This is a genomic window from Corynebacterium bovis DSM 20582 = CIP 54.80 (assembly GCF_030408615.1).
Classification (GTDB): domain Bacteria; phylum Actinomycetota; class Actinomycetes; order Mycobacteriales; family Mycobacteriaceae; genus Corynebacterium; species Corynebacterium bovis.
This window is the reverse complement of record NZ_CP047187.1, coordinates 1725685-1741962: the sequence shown is the minus strand read 5'-3', so window position 1 is coordinate 1741962 and position 16278 is coordinate 1725685. Positions and strand designations below refer to the sequence as shown.

Here is a 16278-nt window from a genome sequence, read left to right as displayed (position 1 = left end):
GGCGCCGCTGGTGCGGTGGCGCCGCTGGTGCCGGTGGTGCGGCGGTCAGCGCTCCCGGCGGAGCGAGCTGTCGTAGAGCCGCTGCGCGTTGCCGGAGAGGATGGCCGCCGTCGTGTCGTCGGACAGCCCGGCGTCGCGGATGTACGTCACCGCGCGGGTGTACTTCTCGTCCTGGAAGTACGGGTAGTCCGACCCGACGAGGATCTTCCGCGGGTCGAGGATCTCGGCGGACAGGCGCAGGGAGGCTCCAGTGAAGTTCGCGGCGTCGAACCACATCGTGCGCAGCATCTCGTTGGGGGAGGCGGGGAAGGAGCCCCAGTCCTCGTAGTTGTCCTCCAGGCGCTGGGAGAGGAACGGCACGTCGCCGCCCAGGTGGGCCAGGTGGAAGCGCAGGTCGGGGTACGTCCGCGGGTAGTCGGCCTTGAGCAGCTGGAGGGTGACGATGCCGTCCTCGACCGGCGCGCCGTTGACCCACGCGAGGCCGTGGTCCGCCATCGGCCGGCAGTGGGCGCTCTGGCCCGTCGGGTGGAAGTAGAGGATGCTGCCGCGCCGGTTGAGCTCCTCGAAGATCGGGCGGTAGCGCTCGTCGGTCACGGCCGCCGCCGGGTCGTCGAGGACGGCGTTGACGGCGATGCCGACGAACCCCAGCTCGTCGAGGCAGTACGCGATCTCCTCGAGGGCCTTGTCCGGGTGCTCGAAGGGGATCGCGCCGTAGGCGATGAACCGGTCCGGGTGGTCCTCGATGATCTGCCGGTAGATGTCGTTGGCCATGCGGCAGGCCGCGGCGGCGTCGTCGGCGTCACCGACGGCGGGGAGCTGCGGGGTGACGGAGAGCACCTGGACGTCGACGCCGGCGTCGTCCATCATGCGCAGCCGGGCGGCCATGTCCTCGTCCTCGTTGCTTGCGCGCATGTTGCGGGCGATCTTCGTCGAGTCGGGGGAGACCCCGATCCGCTCGAGTTCGTCGAGGTAGCGCGCCGGGTAGACGTGGGCGTGACTGTCGACGACCTTGCCCTCGAGGCTGGTCAGCCGGGCGTCGGTGCCGTGGTCTGCTGATGCTGTCATCTCGTCCTCCTGGTCCTGACCGTGTCAGTTCGTGGTGCCGTGTCCGAGTCAAGCCGCTCCCGGTCGACGGCAGCCACTAAACGCACCACATCGACGAAATATCCGGAATGATGCAGCTATCCGTCATCAGTCGGGCGTGAGACGCCGTGAATCGTCACGGCAGCACCCGGCGGAACGTCGGCTGCGGCCCGGGGACGCCGGGTGAGGGCCGGCCCCGGGAGGCGTACAGTCATGCCACGTGAATAGCTCAGCGGTGTCAATGGCGGCCGTGCGGCGTGGGGTCCGGGGTGTCCCGGCGACCGTCCTCAACGGCTTCTCGCAGATCTTCCTCGCCGGTGGACCGTGGTGCGGCCTGCTCATCCTCGTCGGCCTGGCCCATGCGACACGGCCGGGCGCGGCCATGGCGGTCCTCGGCTCCGTCGTGGCGCTCGTCGCGACCGTCGGCGACCGGTTCCCCGGCCGTCGCGGCGGCCGGGACGTCACGGCCTGCCCGGGGCCCGGGGAGTGGCAGGGGATCCGCCAGGGGCTCGCCGGGTACAACGGGGCGCTCATCGGGGTCGCCTGCTGGATGACGTGGCAGGAGACGGAGGCGGCCGTCGTCGCCACCGTCCTCGGTGCACTCGCCGGTGTCGTGGTCACGCGGCTGCTCACCCAGCTGTTCGCGGCGCCGGGGATCCGGGAGCCGGGGCTGCCGGTGCTCACCGCCCCGTTCTGTGTGGCGTCGGGGCTGTTCGCGGTGCTCGGTGCGCAGTACGTGCCGCCGGAGCCGGTGCCGCCGCTGCCCGCCGGGGGCGCGGTCACGGAGGCGGTCGAGGCCGTGCTCGGCAACGTGTCGGAGGTCATGCTCGTCGACGACCCCCTCACCGGGGTGCTCGTGCTTGTCGGGCTCGCCGTGGCGTCGTGGAGGATCGGGCTCGCGGCGCTGCTCGGGGCCGTGGGGGAGTACCTGTTCGGGCTCGCGACGGGCCAGGACCCGGACAAGCTCATCCACGGTCTGCTGGGGTATTCGGGGGTGCTCGTGACGATCGCCCTCGGAGCCGTCTTCGTCACCGGGCCGTTGTGGGTGCGCGTCGCGGCCGCTGTCGTGGGGTTGCTGTTGTCGCAGGCCACGGCCGGTCTGATGGTCCATCTTCCGGTGCCGACGTACACCTGGCCGTTCATCGTCCCCGTGTGGGTGGTCCTCATCGTGCTGTGGGCGGGACGGACGTGGCGGGCGGCGCGGCGGACGTGACGGGGGCGTGACCGGGGTCTGGCCGGGCGCTCACCCCGGGGCGCGACCGGGGTACAAAAAAAGACCCGCTGGGGTCAGCGGGTCTTCCGTGGCTCCCCCGACTGGACTCGAACCAGTAACCCTTCGATTAACAGTCGAATGCTCTGCCATTGAGCTACGGGGGAATGTCGTGCGCGTAGTGCGTCGAACGAGACCACAGCTTACAGAGCAGCTCGAAGACTAAGCAAATTGGCTGGTCGCGGGCCGAATCCGGGCGTCCGCGGGACCGTCGGGAGGGGTGCCCCGGGGCCCGCCCGGGGGCCGGTGCCGGCGGTGTCCCGACGGGCGCCCGGGGGAGCGCCCGCGGGGTGCCCGCGGCCGGCGGAGAGGGGTGGATTCCGGGCCCGGGGGCGCTCCGGAGGCACGTGGTCAATGTGGTTAAATGATCGACCACGGGCCTATAGCTCAGTCGGTTAGAGCCGCGGACTCATAATCCGTTGGTCGCGGGTTCGAGCCCCGCTGGGCCCACTCGAGCGACGGGGGATCTGTGTCCGGGTGGCACCGGGACAGCGACGGACGCCGAGGGGGCGTCCCGGCGAGGTGCCGGGTCCGGGCAACGGGAGCTTCATAGTGTATGGCCAGGCCGGGCAGCTGGCGGCTGCATTATTAATACGGTTGTGCGATATCTGTGGTGGGGTTATCGTCAGTAATGAATTGTATTCATGACGTGTGAAGCCGGTGGCCGGCGCAGCGGTCCCGGCGGCCGGTGGGCGACGCGGCGGTGCAGTCCCCGACAACCACGGGCGACGTCACCGACGTGCAGAGGAGACCCCACCATGACCACGCCCCGTCCCGTCGACAGCCACCACCGGGCGGCCGAGCCCTCCGCGCCCCACCGGGAGCGCGCGTCCCGACCGCGCCACCGGGAGCGCGCGTCCCGACCGCGCCACCGACGTCCACCCGCCGGCGGCCGGGTCGGGTGGGCCGGCGCCGTCGCCGCCGCGGCGGTCGGCCTCGCCGCGGTGACCGTGGCGCTCGGCCCCGCGACGACGTCCGCCGATGCTGAACCGGAGGGCAACGTCGTCTACCTCGGAGACTCCTTCACCGCGAACCCGGACCAGACCCGGAACCTCACCCGGGACATCAACCCCCTGGTCTTCGACGGCTACCCCTCCCGGGAGGGGTGCCTCCAGTCGCCGGACAACGCACCGCGTCAGCTCGCGGACCTCACCGGCGTGCCCGTGGCCGACTGGTCGTGCACGGCGCAGACATCCCGCGGGTCACTGCACCGCATCGACCGGGCCATCGCCGCCGGGGACATCCACCCGGGTACCCGCGCTGTCGTCCTCGCGGCGGGCATGAACAACTACGGCCCCTACGGTGCGCTCGACGGGGTCGACATCCTCGACCCCCGTGCCGTCCGGGACGCCTACCTCGCGGACATGCATGCCGCGGCTGACCGTGTCCGCGCCGTCGCCCCCGGGGCGCGGATCATCGTGCCCGGCCAGCTCACCGTCGCCGACCCGGTCACGGCGGTCTACTGCGCCGTGAACGTCGTGCCCGATCGGCCGGTGGGTTTTCCCCTGCCGCTGCTGCGGGACGTGGAGAACTGGAACCGCGCGAATCAGGTCGACGCCGCCCGCGAGATCGGGGCGACGTACGTGGAGGTGCGCGACGGGTCGGCCGACCACCACTCCTGTGCGCCGGACGCCCGGCGATGGGTTGCCGGGGTCGTCGACACGACCACGCCCGACTACCACATGATGTTCCACCCCTCACGTGCCGGATCGGCGTTCGTCGCGCGCCGGATCGCGGGCGCGCTGCCCTGACCGGCTGTTACGGGGTATGTCGGTCGGCGGCGAGCTGCCGCACCCCGGCGGCGATGACCGCGAGGAGCACGACGACCGGGCAGCCGATGACCGCCATGACCGCCGTCGGGGACGGCGACGTTCCCGTGACGGCGAAGAGCACCGTGGCGAGGATGCTGAGCGTCGGCAGCGCCACCAGCGCGAACGGCAGGACGCGGGCCGTGCGGTCCGGGGTCGCGCCGGGTGCGGTCGCGGGGTCGGCGGGTGCGGCGGACCCGGCCCGGCCGGGGGCGGTGTGGGCAGGGACGACGCTGCCGGTGACGCCACCGGGTCCGAGGTCGGGGTCCGGGGAGGCGGGGGGAATCGTGAAGGTGGGCATCGGGCGACTTTCTCTGCGGGTGCCCGGGCGGGCGACGGTGACGTCATCCGTCACGCAGCGTTGAATCTAGCGCCCGGCCGGGACAGTGCCCCCGTTCGGGTGAGACGCCGGGGCCGGCGCCGTCCCCGACGCGTCGGGCCGGGGCTCCGGCGGTGCGAGGAGCATGGCCACGATGACCAGGCCCAGCGTCACCGCCGCCACGGCAGGCCACCGCCGGGGCACCGGCCGCGGCGCGGGAATGTCGTCGAACCCCTGGAGCAGCGACCTGTCGGCGTCGGTGAGGTACGGCGCGATCCTGCGCGTGGTCTCGATCTCCTGCGTCCAGGCGAGGAAGGCCCTGCGGTCCCGGTGCCGGCACCGGATCGTCCACGCGAAGGGGAGGATGACCGCGAAGGCGAGGAGGGCCGTCGCCAGTGCCTGGACAGGAGCGGCGGTCAGCCGGCCCGTCGCGCCCAGGAGGATGAGCACGCCGAACGCGACGCCGATCCACTGGACGACCGTGGACCGCACGCGCGTCAGGGGCCGCTCGCTGCGCGGAACCCGGCCGACGGGCCCGGCCTCCACAGGCCCGGACGCCGGGCCCTGGGGGAGGGGCGGAACCGCGGGGGACGCGGAGAGCGGAGGCGTCACACCGGGAGTGGGCACCGGATCGGCGGGTGAGAGGCGGTCCGGGGTGGAGTCCGGGCCGGAGGTGTGTGGGGTCATCGAGGGGTCCTGCCTGTCGTGTCCGTGTGGGGCGGAGCTCCGGCCCCGCGCGGCGGTTCCGGATCGGCACTGAACCTAGTCCGCGCCCCGGACAGGCCCCCTGAACGGGGTCGAACACAGGTGCGGTGGGGGCGTCGTCCCCGGTACCCCTGACCCGCCCCCGGCGGCGGTGCCGCCCCGGTGGCTCCGGCGCCCGTCACATCGCCCGTCACGTCCCCCGGCCGCTCCCCGCCCCCCGGCGGCGTCACGGCGTCAGCGCCCGTCGCCCGCCGCCCATAGCGCGTCGTTGACTGGCGCTCACCGCTCCTTCGCCCAGTCACCGAAGTCCCGGTCCGTCAGCACGACCGCCGCCCGGCCGCTGTCACGGTGGAACCACACGAACGTCCCGGACTGCCCGAAGTGTCCGGCGACGTCCGCCGGCATCGACCCGCCCGTCCAGTGCGGGGACTTCCCGCCCCGCAGCTCCGGGCCGAGGCCCCACGGGCACGGCGTCTGCCGCCCGTAACCCGGCACGATCCCGTCGAGCTCCGGGAACTGCGGGCTCAACGCCTCCTCCCACGTCCGGGCCGACACCAGGGTCGGGGCGAGGAACTCGCAGGTCAGCGTCGTCACCGCGCGGAGGGAGGCGCGGAAACCGTGACCGGCCGAACCCCCCAGGTCCATCTCGACCCCCAACGGCGCGCACACCGCCTCCCGCACGTACCCGGCGAAGGGGATGCCGGTCGTCGCGATGAGGTCGGCGAGGATCTCGTACCCGGCCGAGGAGTAGATCCGACGCCGACCGGCCGGGCGCTCCCGCTCCCGCGACCGGAACCCCACCCCCGAGGCGTGGGCGAGCAGCTGGCGGACCGTCGCGTCCTGCGGCCCGTCGACGGCGGTCCCGGCCTCCCCGGCGACGTCACCGACCGTGTCGTCGAGGCCGAACGCCCCCTCCTCGACGGCGATGAGCACCGCGTACGCGGTGACGAGTTTCGACACGCTGGCCAGGGCGTACACCCGGTCGGCGTCGCCGTGGGACGTCACCCGGCCGTCGGCGACGACCGCGGCGGAGACGTGGTCGACCGGCCAGTCGTCGGTCGTGGCGAGGACGGACGCGGCGGAGGTGGGTGGAGGCGTCATCCCGCCAGGATATCGCGGCGTCAGGCCGTGGCGTCCCCGGACGACCCCCCGTCGTGCCCGTCCTGGGCGCCGACCTCGTTGCGGATGAACTCGACGGCGTCCGCCACCGTCCGGGCGGAGAAGATGGCCTGCTCGTCGACGAGCACGTGGTACCGGTCCTCCAGCCGCACGGCGATGTCGATGCGCGACAGCGAGTCGATGTGGAGGTCGTCCTCGAGGTCCTGCCCGGGCTCGATCTCCTCCATGTCGATGCCGGTCGCGTCCTGGATGATGCGCGCGAGATCGGCGAAGATCTCCGCGTCCGCCGTGGCCCGGCCGGTCTCGCGGAGCGCCGCGCGGGACGCGCCACCGGTCGGCCGGTCCGCACCCGGGGCGTCCGGGGCGTCCGGGGCGTCGGGGTCGGCGGGCTGCGCCAGGCCCTCGGACTCCCCGTCCGGGGTCGGGAGCCCGGCCAGCCGGGCGAGTTTCTCCTGGGCCTCACGGGAGATCTGTGCCACCGCTCACGCACCTTTCCCCACCGGGACGTCGACACCGGTGTGCAGTTGGTCAGGGCCGGGTACCGGGTGACGGCGTGTCACCGGGGACTCCGGTCAGTCAGTCCACCATGCTATCAACAGGACGGGTCCCCGGGCCCACCGTGCGCACCCCTCCGGGACCGTCGTCGCACCCCGGCCGGGGGCGTCGTCGTCCCCCCCTCCCGCACCCCATCCCACCGACCCCGGAGCCGCACATGTCACCGACCGTCTTCCGTCCCCAGGCCGTCCTCCGGGAATGGTGGCACCGGGTCTCGCCCGTGACCCGGGCGCGGAGCCTCGCCGAACGGCGGCGCGCGGAGGACCCCACGGAGGAGCCGGGGCTCACCGACGTCGACCGCACCGGCGAGATCACCACCGACGACGGCGTCCACCTGCGCTACTACGACATCGGCCCGGAGGACGCGCCGGTGACCGTCGTGTTCTCCCACGGGTTCACCCTCACCTCGCAGTCGTTCTTCCTGCAGGTCAGGCACCTGCGCCGGATTCCCGGCGTGCGGTGCGTGCTCAGCGACACCCGCGGCCACGGGCAGACCCGCCTCCCGGAGAGCGTCGACGGGTTCTCCGTCGACGACCAGGACCGGCTCCTCACCGTCGAGGCCACGGGGAGGGACCTCGTGCGCGTCATCGACGAGCTCGTCCCCACGGGGCGGATCGTGCTCGTCGGTCACTCCCTCGGGGCGCAGACCGTGTTCGCCGGGGTCAGGCTCATGGACGACGCCGTCCGCCGCCGCATCGCCGGGATCGTCGTGGTGAACGGCGCGGTCGGGGCGTTCTCGCGGCACGGCGTGACCCGGCTGCTCGGCTCCCGCGCGGTGCGGGCGGTGTGGCGCGCGGGCGACCGCATCCTCCCCCTCGCGGCGGTGCTCAAGCGCAGCGTCGCGACGCTCGTCGAGCCGACGCTGGCGACGGTCGTCTTCCACGAGGCGCTCGACGAGGGGGAGTCCTCCCGGCACGACATCGTGGCCTTCCACGCGTCGATGATCAACGAGACGAGCGTGACGACGATCCTGGGGTTCCTCGACGAACTGGCCACGCACTCCGAGGCGGCGGTCGGGCCGCTGCTCGCCGGCATCCCCGGGATCGCGATCGCGGGCCGGAAGGACGCGTTCGCCCCCGTCGCGCTCACCGAGGAGATCGCCCGGGTGTGGCCCGACGTGCCGGGGCACCCGGGGGAGCCCGGGGTCACGGTGATGGAGCTCGACGACACCGGCCACATGGTCATTCTCGAACGCCCCGAGGACGTCACCCGGGCGATCCGGGGGCTCGTCGACGACGCCCTCGGAGACGCCGGCGCGGGGGATGGCTGAGGGTCGGGCTCAGTTCTCCGGCACGCCGCAGCCCCACCGGCGGGACGGGCCGGGCTCAGTCCTCCGGGACGCCGGGGTCGGCCCCGTGCCCCGAGGCCTCCGGGGCGTCCGCACCGCCGGGCGCCGTCGCCCCGGTCACGCCCTCGTGCTCCCCGAACGGGTCGAGCACGGAGTCCGCGACGTCGGCGATGGACTCCACGATGCGCGTCGGCCGGTACGGGTACTTGCTGATCACGGCGTCGTTGCTGATGCCCGTGCGGACGAGGACGGTCTTCAGACCCGCCTCCAGCCCCGCCTTGACGTCGGTGTCCATCCGGTCGCCGATCATGACCGTGTTCTCCGAGTGCGCGCCGATCGTGTTCAGCGCGCTGCGCATCATGATCGGGTTCGGCTTGCCGATGAAGTACGGGTGCTGGTCCGTCGCGGCCGTGATGAGCGCGGCGACGGACCCCGTCGCCGGGAGGATGCCCTCCGGGGCCGGCCCGGTGACGTCCGGGTTCGTGCAGATGAACTTCGCGCCCCGGCTGATGAGCCGGATGGCCGTCGTGATCGCCTCGAAGGAGTAGGTGCGCGTCTCGCCGAGGACGACGTACTCCGGGTCGACGTCCGTGAGCACCCACCCGGCCTCGTGCAGGCCCGTGGTCAGCCCCGACTCACCGACGACGTACGCCGTGCCCTCCTTGACCTGGGAGGAGAGGAAGTACGCGGTGGCCGTCGCTGACGTCCAGATGCGTTCCGGCTCGATGTCCAGGCCCGTCGTCCGCAGCCGGGCGGACAGGTCGCGGGGCGTGTGGATCGAGTTGTTCGTCAGCACCATGAACTCGATGTCGTTGTCCCGCAGGCCCCGGAGGAAGCGGTCGGCCCCCGGGATCATCTCGCCCTCGCGGATGAGGACACCGTCCATGTCGGTGAGGTAGGAGATCGTCATCGCGTCAGTCCTCCGTGGTCGGGGTCGTGGCGACGGCCGGGCCGTCGGCGGGGGCGTCGACGTGGCGGACCGCCGTCGGGTCGGTGAGCCGGAAGCGCTCGGCGGCCTTCGTCACGACCTCGCCGTCGACCTCCCCGGCCCGGGCGAGCCCGGCGAGGACCGCGACGACGACCGACTCGGCGTCGGAGTTGAAATACCGGCGCGCGCCCTCGCGGGTGTCGGAGAACCCGAAGCCGTCGCAGCCGAGCACCGAGTAGTCACCCGGCACCCACTTGCGGATCTGCTCCGGCACCGCGACGGAGAAGTCCGTCACGGCGACGACCGGGCCCTCGGCGTCGGCCAGGGCGGTGCGGACGAAGGGCTGCCCGGCGTCCTCGTCCGGGTGGCGCAGCGCCTCCCGGTCCCGGTGCTGGCCGTCCCGGGCGAGCTCGTTCCACGAGGTCACCGAGTAGATCGCCGAGTTGACGTCGTAGTCGTCCTCGAGGATCTGCTTCGCGCGCACGGCCTCGCCCATGCCCACGCCGGAGGCGAGGATCGTCGCCCGGTGACGACGCTGCGGCGCCGCCCCCACGGACCCCGCCGTCTCCGCGCCCGTGCCGACCGACCGGTCGGCCGGGGAGTACAGGTAGATGCCCTTGAGCAGGCCCTCGACGTCGAGGTCCTCCGGGCGGGCCGGCTGGTTCATCGGCTGGTTGTACACGGTGAGGTAGTAGATGACGTTCTCCCCGCGGCCCGGGCCGTACATCCGGTCGATGCCGTCCCGGATGATGTACGCCAGCTCGTAGGCGAACGCCGGGTCCCAGCTCACCACGGCCGGGTTCGTCGACGACAGGACGGGGGAGTGGCCGTCCATGTGCTGGAGGCCCTCGCCGGTCAGCGTCGTCCGGCCGGCCGTCGCGCCGATGAGGAACCCGCGGGCCATCTGGTCGCCCGCCGCCCAGATCGAGTCACCGGTGCGCTGGAAGCCGAACATCGAGTAGAAGATGTACAGCGGGATCATCGCCGTGCCGTGCGTCGCGTACGACGTGCCGGCCGCGATGAAGGAGCCCACCGACCCGGCCTCGTTGATGCCCTCGTGGAGGATGTGGCCGTCCGTCGCCTCCCGGTAGCTCAGCATGAGGTCCTGGTCGACCGGGGTGTACTGCTGGCCGTGGGGGTTGTAGATCTTCAGCGTCGGGAACCACGAGTCCATGCCGAAGGTGCGGGCCTCGTCCGGGATGATCGGCACGAGGCGCTCGCGGATCGTCGGGTCCCGCATGAGGTCCTTGAAGATGCGCACGAGCGCCATCGTCGTCGCGACCTCCTGCTTGCCGGACCCCTTGAGCACCGACCGGATCGCGTCGACCTCCGGGACCTCCAGCGGCTCGTACGTGTCACGTCGCTCCGGCAGGAACCCGCCGAGCTCCCGGCGGCGCTCCAGCATGTACCGGATCTCCTCCGAGTCCGGGCCCGGGTTGTAGTACGGCGGCAGGTACGGGTCCTTCTCCAGCTCCTCGTCGGAGATCGGGATGCCCTGCTTGTCGCGGAACAGCTTGAGGTCGTCGAGGGACAGCTTCTTCATCTGGTGGGTCGCGTTGCGGCCCTCGAAGTTGTGGCCGAGCCCGTAGCCCTTGATCGTGTGGGCGAGGATGACCGTCGGCTGGTCCTTCGTCTCCATCCCGCGCCGGTACGCCGCGTAGACCTTGCGGTAGTCGTGGCCGCCGCGGTGGAGCTGCCAGATCTCGTCGTCCGTGAGGTCCTTGACGAGCTCGGCGGTGCGCGGGTCCTTGTTGAAGAAGTACTCGCGGACGTACGCGCCGTCGTTGGCCTTGAACGTCTGGAAGTCCCCGTCCGGGACCGTGTTCATCGCGTTGACCAGCGCACCGTCCGTGTCCGCCTCGATGAGGCGGTCCCACTCGCGGCCCCAGACGACCTTGATGACGTTCCAGCCGGCGCCACGGAAGAAGGACTCCAGTTCCTGGATGATCTTCGTGTTGCCGCGGACCGGTCCGTCGAGCCTCTGGAGGTTGCAGTTGATGACGAACGTGAGGTTGTCCAGGTTGTTCACCGCGGCGGTCTGGATGAGGCCCCGGGACTCCGGCTCATCCATCTCCCCGTCGCCGAGGAAGGCCCACACGTGCTGCTGCGACGTGTCCTTCAGCCCGCGGTCGTGGAGGTACCGGTTGAACCGCGCCTGGTAGATCGCGTTCATCGGGCCGAGGCCCATCGAGACCGTCGGGAACTCCCAGAAGTGCGGCATGCCGTAGGGGTGGGGGTAGCTGGGCAGACCCCCACCCGGATGGGTGACCTCCTGGCGGAAGCCGTCCATGTCCTCCTCCGACAGGCGGCCCTCGAGGAACGCGCGGGCGTACATGCCCGGCGAGGCGTGCCCCTGGAAGAAGACGTGGTCGCCGCCACCCGGGTGGTCCTTGCCGCGGAAGAAGTGGTTGAAGCCGACCTCGTACAGGGCGGCCGCGGAGGCGTACGTGGAGATGTGGCCGCCGACACCGATGCCGGGGCGCTGCGCGCGGTGCACCATGATCGCGGCGTTCCAGCGCATCCAGCGGCGGTAGCGCTTCTCGATCTCCTCGTCGCCCGGGAAGTCCGGCTCCATCCACGTCGGGATGGTGTTGACGTAGTCGGTCGACGTCAGCGGGGGGAGGGCCACGCGCTTGGCCGTCGCGCGCTCGAGGAGGCGGAGGACGAGGTAGCGGGCGCGCTCCGGGCCGGCCTCGTCGAGCAGACCGTCGAGCGAGTCCATCCACTCCTGGGTCTCCTCCGGGTCCGAGTCCCGCAGGTAGGAGGCCACGCCGTCACGGAGAAGGGCGACGTTGCTGTCCCGTCGCGGGTCCTGGCCCGTGGTGCCCGTGCCCTGCGCGTGGGGGGCGCCGTTCTGATCGTCGTCCATGGCCATGGTGTGCCTCCTGGGTTCCAGAATGGTCGTGCGACCTGCCGGAATGTGGTCATCCGACGGTCGCGGTTGTCTCCCGCCACTCTACGTCAGCACGGGTCGTCCCGAGGCCCGGACCGCCGGACCGGATTCCGCCGACGCGCGGCGACCCGGCGGGCCGAGCTTCGCGATACCTGGAAATTCCCCACGTCATTGGCATATCCTGTGACGGATAACCAGGGTCGCGTGGAATCGGTCACACCGGGGCCGGCAGCAGCTCCGTCGGGGTGTGCCGCGTCACGGGTGCTGCACGGATGCGTCGCGTGCGTCGTGGACGGGCCGGACGGTCCGCCACGGCGGCGGGAGGCCGGTGCCGCCGACCCGGCCGACAGGACGAAGGAAAGGCACGATAACTGTGGGAGACGCCTCCGGCGCGAAGATGCACGAGGACCGTGACTGGGCGGACGTGATGAACGTCGTGCGCGGTCAGGCCGTGCAGGAGATCGGCTGGGACGAGGACTGCGACAGCCGCATCAGCGAAGCCCTCGAGGACGCGATCGGTGAGCCGCTCTCCACCGAGGAGGACAACGACATCGTCGACGTCGTCCTGCTCTGGTGGAGGAAAGGCGACGGCGACCTCGTCGACGGCCTCGTCGACGCGACCCGCAACCTGGGCGAGGACGGGCGCATCTGGCTGCTCACCCCCGCCGCCGGGACGGCCGGGACGGTCGAGACCGGTGAGATCGCGGAATCCGCCCAGCTCGCGGGCCTGGTCCAGACCAGCGCGAACCGTATCGGTGACTGGCAGGGCGCCTGCCTCGTGGGGTCCGGCACGAAGCGGTGACGCGGGCGCCGGGGTCGCCGGCGCGGGGTCGCCGGTGGGTGCCGGCGGCGGGTGCCGTCGGGTGTCGGCGGGGTGCGGGCACGGTCCCTGTCCCGTGCTACCCTCTTCCTTCGTCGACGCCTCCCGGGCGGGACCTGCCCCGGTGACCTGCTGCGTCGCCGGGCCGGACACGCCCCGGGGGTCGACGGACATCCGGCCGGGACTGCACCCGGGCCGGGGCGGCGCGCTTAGCTCAGCTGGAAGAGCAGCTGGTTTACACCCAGCAGGTCGGCGGTTCGAACCCGTCAGCGCGCACAGTCATGCGGGGGCGTGGGGGACACCGGGGGGTGATCGGTCACGTGGGGATGCGGCCGGTCCGGGGTGGGGAGGGCCAGGTCCGGGGCCGGTTCAGGTGGGCCGGGGTGGGTGACGACGCCGGCACCGCCGCCGGGTGCGCGGGGCCGGTTCAGGTGCGGGCGGGGTGGGTGACGACGCCGGCACCGGTGGGGTGCGTTCGGGGTCCGCTGCCGGGGGTCGGCAGGCCCGGGGAGGGGTGCGTCGAACATCTGTTCGAGCTCCGGATCCGGGTGGCAGCACCGGCGCTACACTGAGCTCAACCTGACAGGAAGATAGGGGCACGATGTGTCTCTCCGTCGCGTCTGAGGAGGCTCGTGTGGGACACCGTCCGGCACCTGATCTGGAGCTGTTCTGGGGAAAGTCCAGCTCCGGGGGAGCGGCGTGGCTGCCTGTGCTCGCGCACCTCCGGGACACCGCGTCGGTGATCGGCCACGTCGCGGACACCCTCGTCCCGGCGGGGCTGCGCGACCGGGTCGCCGGCCGCCTCGGGGAGGCGTCCTGGCGTGACGTCATGGTCCTCGCCGCCCTCGCGCACGACGTCGGCAAGGTGTCCGTGTACTTCCAGCCGAAGGTTCCCGAACTGTACGCACGCGTCCGTGGCGCCGGGTTCACGGGTGACCCGCCGCAGGCCGACCTCACCGCCGCGCCGCACCCGCTCGTCGGGGCGCTGACGCTCGCCGACTGGCTGCGCGCACGGGCGGGTCGCCGGGTGCCCCGCCGCACCCTCCGCGGGTGGCGGGCCGTCGTCGGGGGACACCACGGCGTCTTCCCCTCGGACGCCGCGCTCGAACGGGTCCGCACCCTCCTCGACCGGGAGCCCGCCGCCTGGTCACAGGCCCGCCACCGGATGCTCGACCAGCTCGTCGACGACCACGGGATCGGCGACCGGGAGATCGCCGCGCTCGCCGCGGTCCCGTGGGAGGACCGTGACGTCGTCACCGTGACCGGCGCGCTCATCGCGGCGGACTGGGTCGCGTCGAGCGAGACGGCGTTCCCGTACGACCTGCAGGAGGTGCCCCCGGCCGTGCGGGCCGCGCGCGGGCGCGCCGCCGTCGACCTCGGCGGCCGGTGGAGGCCGGGTGACGGGGACGCCACGACCTTCGCCCGGCGGTTCGGTCTCCCGGCCGGTTCCGTCGTCCGCCCTGTCCAGGCCGCGGCGGTGCGCGCCGCGACGGAACTGGACGGGCCCGGGATGCTCGTCATCGAGAACGAGACGGGGGCGGGCAAGACGGAGGCGGCGCTCGCCGCGGCGGAGATCCTCGCCCGCCGCCTCGACCTCGACGGCCTGTTCTTCGCGCAGCCGACCCGCGTGACCTCCGACGCGATGTACGACCGCGTGCGGACCTGGCTCACCACCGGTGACCCCTCCGCGCCGGTGTCGCTCATCCTCGCCCACGGGAAGGCCGAGCTCCACGGGTCCTACGCCGCCGGCTGGCTGTCGGCGCAGGCCGCGGACCCGACGTGCATCTGCGACGACGGCGACCCGGCCGCTCCCGGGGTCGAGGCCACCGCGTGGTTCCGGGGACGCAGGACGGCCCTGCTCGCCTCGGTCGTGGTGGGCACGATCGACCAGCTCCTCGTCGCGGCGCTGCGGTCGCGGCACCTCGCGATGCGCCACGCGGGGTTCGCGGGGAAGGTGGTCGTCGTCGACGAGGTCCACGCCGCCGACTCCTTCATGCAGCGCTACCTCCACCGCGCCCTGGAGTGGCTCGGGGCGTACGGGTCACCGGTGATCCTCCTGTCCGCGACCCTGCCCCGCGGGCAGCGCGAGGCCCTCGTCGCCGCGTACCACCGCGGGCTCACCGGCTCGGACGGGTCTCCGCCCGCGGTCCCCGACGACACCGGCTACCCGCGGCTCACGGCCGTGAGCGCCTCCGGCGTGCGCGTCACCGTCCCCGGGACCGACGGCAGACCGCGGTTCACCCGCATCGACTTCCGGGACGGCGACCTGCCCGAGATGGCCGCCACCGTCCGCGACCTCACCGGGGACGGGGGATGCGTGGGCGTCGTGTGCTCCACCGTGTCCCGCGCGCAGGAACTGTACCGGCTCGTCACGGCGTCCGGGGACGTCGCGGCCGGGGAGGTGGTGCTGCTGCACTCCCGGTTCCCGGCCGGGCGGCGGGCCCGCATCGAGGCGGACCTCGTCGCCGCCCTCGGCCGGCGGGGGCTGGGCACGAGGCCGCGGCGGCTCATCGTCATCTCCACCCAGATCATCGAACAGGGACTGGACCTCGACCTCGACGCCCTCGTCAGCGACATCGCCCCGGTCGACCTCATCATCCAGCGGATCGGCCGGGTGCACCGCCACCGGGACCTCGGGGTGACGCGGCCCCCGGACCTGGCCACGCCCCGGGTGCTGGTTTTCGGCGCCGGCGTGCCCGACGAGTCCGCGCCGCCGCCCGTCTTCCCCGCCGGGGTCGCCGCCGTGTACGGGGACAGCCGGCTGCTCGCCGGCGCGCTGCTGCTCGGCCGGGTCGCCCGGTCCCGTGGCGGGGTGACCTCACCCGACGACGTCGCCGGGCTCGTCGACCTCGCCTACTCCGGGACCCCCGACGTGCCGGAGGCGTGGCGGGAGCGGTGGGACCGGGCGCGGCGCGAGGAGGACGAACGGGACGAGCGACGGCGCCACCGGGCGGACGCGCTGCTCATCCCCCCGCCGGGCGGCGGGACGCTCGACCGGTGGTCCTCCACGATGTCCGTCGCCGACGAGAGCGTGGGCGCAGCCCAGGTCCGTGACGCGGACGACGGCCCGGAGGTCGTGCTCGTCCGGCGCGCCGGGGACAGGATCCGTCCGCTGGCCGGTCTCACCGCCGCCGACGTGCCCGTCGACGGCCCCGTCCCGGACGACACCGCCCGTGACCTGGCCCGGTGCACCGTGCGCCTCCCGGCGTGGGTCGTCCGCGGGCGCGACGGCATCAGGGAACTCGAACAGGACGCGGTGGCCTCCTGGGCGCGGTCGCGGTGGCTGCGCGGATGCCAGGCCCTGGTGCTGGGGGAGGACCTCACCCGGCGGCTCGGGGACCGGGTGCTGAGGTACGACGACACGCTCGGGCTGGTCGTCACGACGGAACCGGGAGGGGGCGCCGGTATGGGGCCCTGACGACAAGCGCGGACGCGCACACGACCCGGGCCGACCGGCACGGGACACACCGGCGCACACGACCGGCGGCAC

General features: G+C 72.8%; 12 protein-coding genes and 3 tRNA genes. 7 read left to right on the top strand and 8 right to left on the bottom strand.

The window, feature by feature from the left end; all coding sequences use genetic code 11:
• Positions 1 to 45: 45 nt before the first annotated feature.
• Positions 46 to 1065, bottom strand: a complete 1020-nt coding sequence (locus CBOVI_RS07065) for an amidohydrolase family protein (RefSeq protein WP_010269920.1) — start codon at positions 1063 to 1065, stop codon at positions 46 to 48.
• A gap of 238 nt (positions 1066 to 1303) precedes the next feature.
• On the opposite strand from CBOVI_RS07065, the gene CBOVI_RS07060 reads away from it, so the two are divergent.
• Entirely contained in the window at positions 1304 to 2296 is a 993-nt protein-coding gene (locus tag CBOVI_RS07060) for an urea transporter (RefSeq protein WP_125186101.1), read from the top strand.
• 89 nt (positions 2297 to 2385) lie between these two features.
• On the opposite strand, the gene CBOVI_RS07055 is transcribed toward CBOVI_RS07060, so the two are convergent.
• Positions 2386 to 2460 (bottom strand) — tRNA-Asn (locus CBOVI_RS07055).
• A gap of 269 nt (positions 2461 to 2729) precedes the next feature.
• Between CBOVI_RS07055 and CBOVI_RS07050 the strand changes: the two genes are divergently transcribed.
• A tRNA-Ile gene (locus CBOVI_RS07050) sits at positions 2730 to 2803 on the top strand.
• A 308-nt stretch (positions 2804 to 3111) separates the two neighbouring features.
• Positions 3112 to 4104, top strand: a complete 993-nt coding sequence (locus CBOVI_RS07045; protein WP_183273613.1) for a GDSL-type esterase/lipase family protein — start codon at positions 3112 to 3114, stop codon at positions 4102 to 4104.
• Positions 4105 to 4111: 7 nt separating this feature from the next.
• Here the strand turns inward: CBOVI_RS07045 and CBOVI_RS07040 are convergent, their stop codons facing one another.
• The 4 genes from CBOVI_RS07040 to CBOVI_RS07025 all read right to left on the bottom strand — a co-directional run bounded on the left by CBOVI_RS07040 (position 4112) and on the right by CBOVI_RS07025 (position 6783).
• Entirely contained in the window at positions 4112 to 4462 is a 351-nt protein-coding gene (locus tag CBOVI_RS07040) for a hypothetical protein (RefSeq protein WP_010269297.1), read from the bottom strand.
• 66 nt (positions 4463 to 4528) lie between these two features.
• The gene (locus CBOVI_RS07035; protein WP_125186098.1) at positions 4529 to 4972 is read right to left on the bottom strand and encodes a hypothetical protein; all 444 of its coding nucleotides are present in this window, start codon (positions 4970 to 4972) and stop codon (positions 4529 to 4531) included.
• Positions 4973 to 5464: 492 nt separating this feature from the next.
• Positions 5465 to 6286: a serine hydrolase domain-containing protein gene (locus CBOVI_RS07030; protein WP_010269302.1), complete on the bottom strand. Its 822-nt coding sequence runs from the start codon at positions 6284 to 6286 to the stop codon at positions 5465 to 5467.
• 20 nt (positions 6287 to 6306) lie between these two features.
• Entirely contained in the window at positions 6307 to 6783 is a 477-nt protein-coding gene (locus CBOVI_RS07025; RefSeq protein ID WP_010269305.1) for an acyl carrier protein, read from the bottom strand.
• A gap of 233 nt (positions 6784 to 7016) precedes the next feature.
• On the opposite strand from CBOVI_RS07025, the gene CBOVI_RS07020 reads away from it, so the two are divergent.
• A complete protein-coding gene (locus CBOVI_RS07020; protein WP_010269308.1) occupies positions 7017 to 8129 on the top strand; it encodes an alpha/beta fold hydrolase in 1113 nt (370 codons plus the stop codon).
• A gap of 55 nt (positions 8130 to 8184) precedes the next feature.
• Here the strand turns inward: CBOVI_RS07020 and CBOVI_RS07015 are convergent, their stop codons facing one another.
• Positions 8185 to 9057, bottom strand: a complete 873-nt coding sequence (locus CBOVI_RS07015) for an HAD-IIA family hydrolase (protein ID WP_010269312.1) — start codon at positions 9055 to 9057, stop codon at positions 8185 to 8187.
• A gap of 4 nt (positions 9058 to 9061) precedes the next feature.
• Positions 9062 to 11944, bottom strand: coding sequence for a pyruvate dehydrogenase (acetyl-transferring), homodimeric type (aceE, locus tag CBOVI_RS07010; protein WP_125186102.1), 2883 nt, complete (start codon positions 11942 to 11944; stop codon positions 9062 to 9064).
• A gap of 397 nt (positions 11945 to 12341) precedes the next feature.
• On the opposite strand from aceE, the gene CBOVI_RS07005 reads away from it, so the two are divergent.
• From CBOVI_RS07005 to cas3, 3 genes are all read left to right on the top strand, one after another.
• Positions 12342 to 12770 carry a DUF3052 domain-containing protein gene (locus CBOVI_RS07005; protein ID WP_010269317.1) on the top strand — a complete coding sequence of 143 codons (429 nt, stop codon included), beginning with the start codon at positions 12342 to 12344 and terminating at the stop codon, positions 12768 to 12770.
• A 221-nt stretch (positions 12771 to 12991) separates the two neighbouring features.
• Positions 12992 to 13064, top strand: a tRNA-Val gene (locus CBOVI_RS07000).
• A gap of 358 nt (positions 13065 to 13422) precedes the next feature.
• Entirely contained in the window at positions 13423 to 16206 is a 2784-nt protein-coding gene (gene cas3, locus CBOVI_RS06995; RefSeq protein WP_157998197.1) for a CRISPR-associated helicase Cas3', read from the top strand.
• Positions 16207 to 16278: the final 72 nt, after the last annotated feature.

Bases quoted from the DNA above. Each gene is read 5' to 3' on its own strand.
- CBOVI_RS07040 (WP_010269297.1), bottom strand. From the start codon at position 4,462: ATGCCCACCTTCACGATTCCCCCCGCCTCCCCGGACCCCGACCTCGGA.
- CBOVI_RS07045 (WP_183273613.1), top strand. From the start codon at position 3,112: ATGACCACGCCCCGTCCCGTCGACAGCCACCACCGGGCGGCCGAGCCC.
- CBOVI_RS07030 (WP_010269302.1), bottom strand. From the start codon at position 6,286: ATGACGCCTCCACCCACCTCCGCCGCGTCCGTCCTCGCCACGACCGAC.
- aceE (WP_125186102.1), bottom strand. From the start codon at position 11,944: ATGGACGACGATCAGAACGGCGCCCCCCACGCGCAGGGCACGGGCACC.
- CBOVI_RS07015 (WP_010269312.1), bottom strand. From the start codon at position 9,057: ATGACGATCTCCTACCTCACCGACATGGACGGTGTCCTCATCCGCGAG.
- CBOVI_RS07020 (WP_010269308.1), top strand. From the start codon at position 7,017: ATGTCACCGACCGTCTTCCGTCCCCAGGCCGTCCTCCGGGAATGGTGG.
- CBOVI_RS07065 (WP_010269920.1), bottom strand. From the start codon at position 1,065: ATGACAGCATCAGCAGACCACGGCACCGACGCCCGGCTGACCAGCCTC.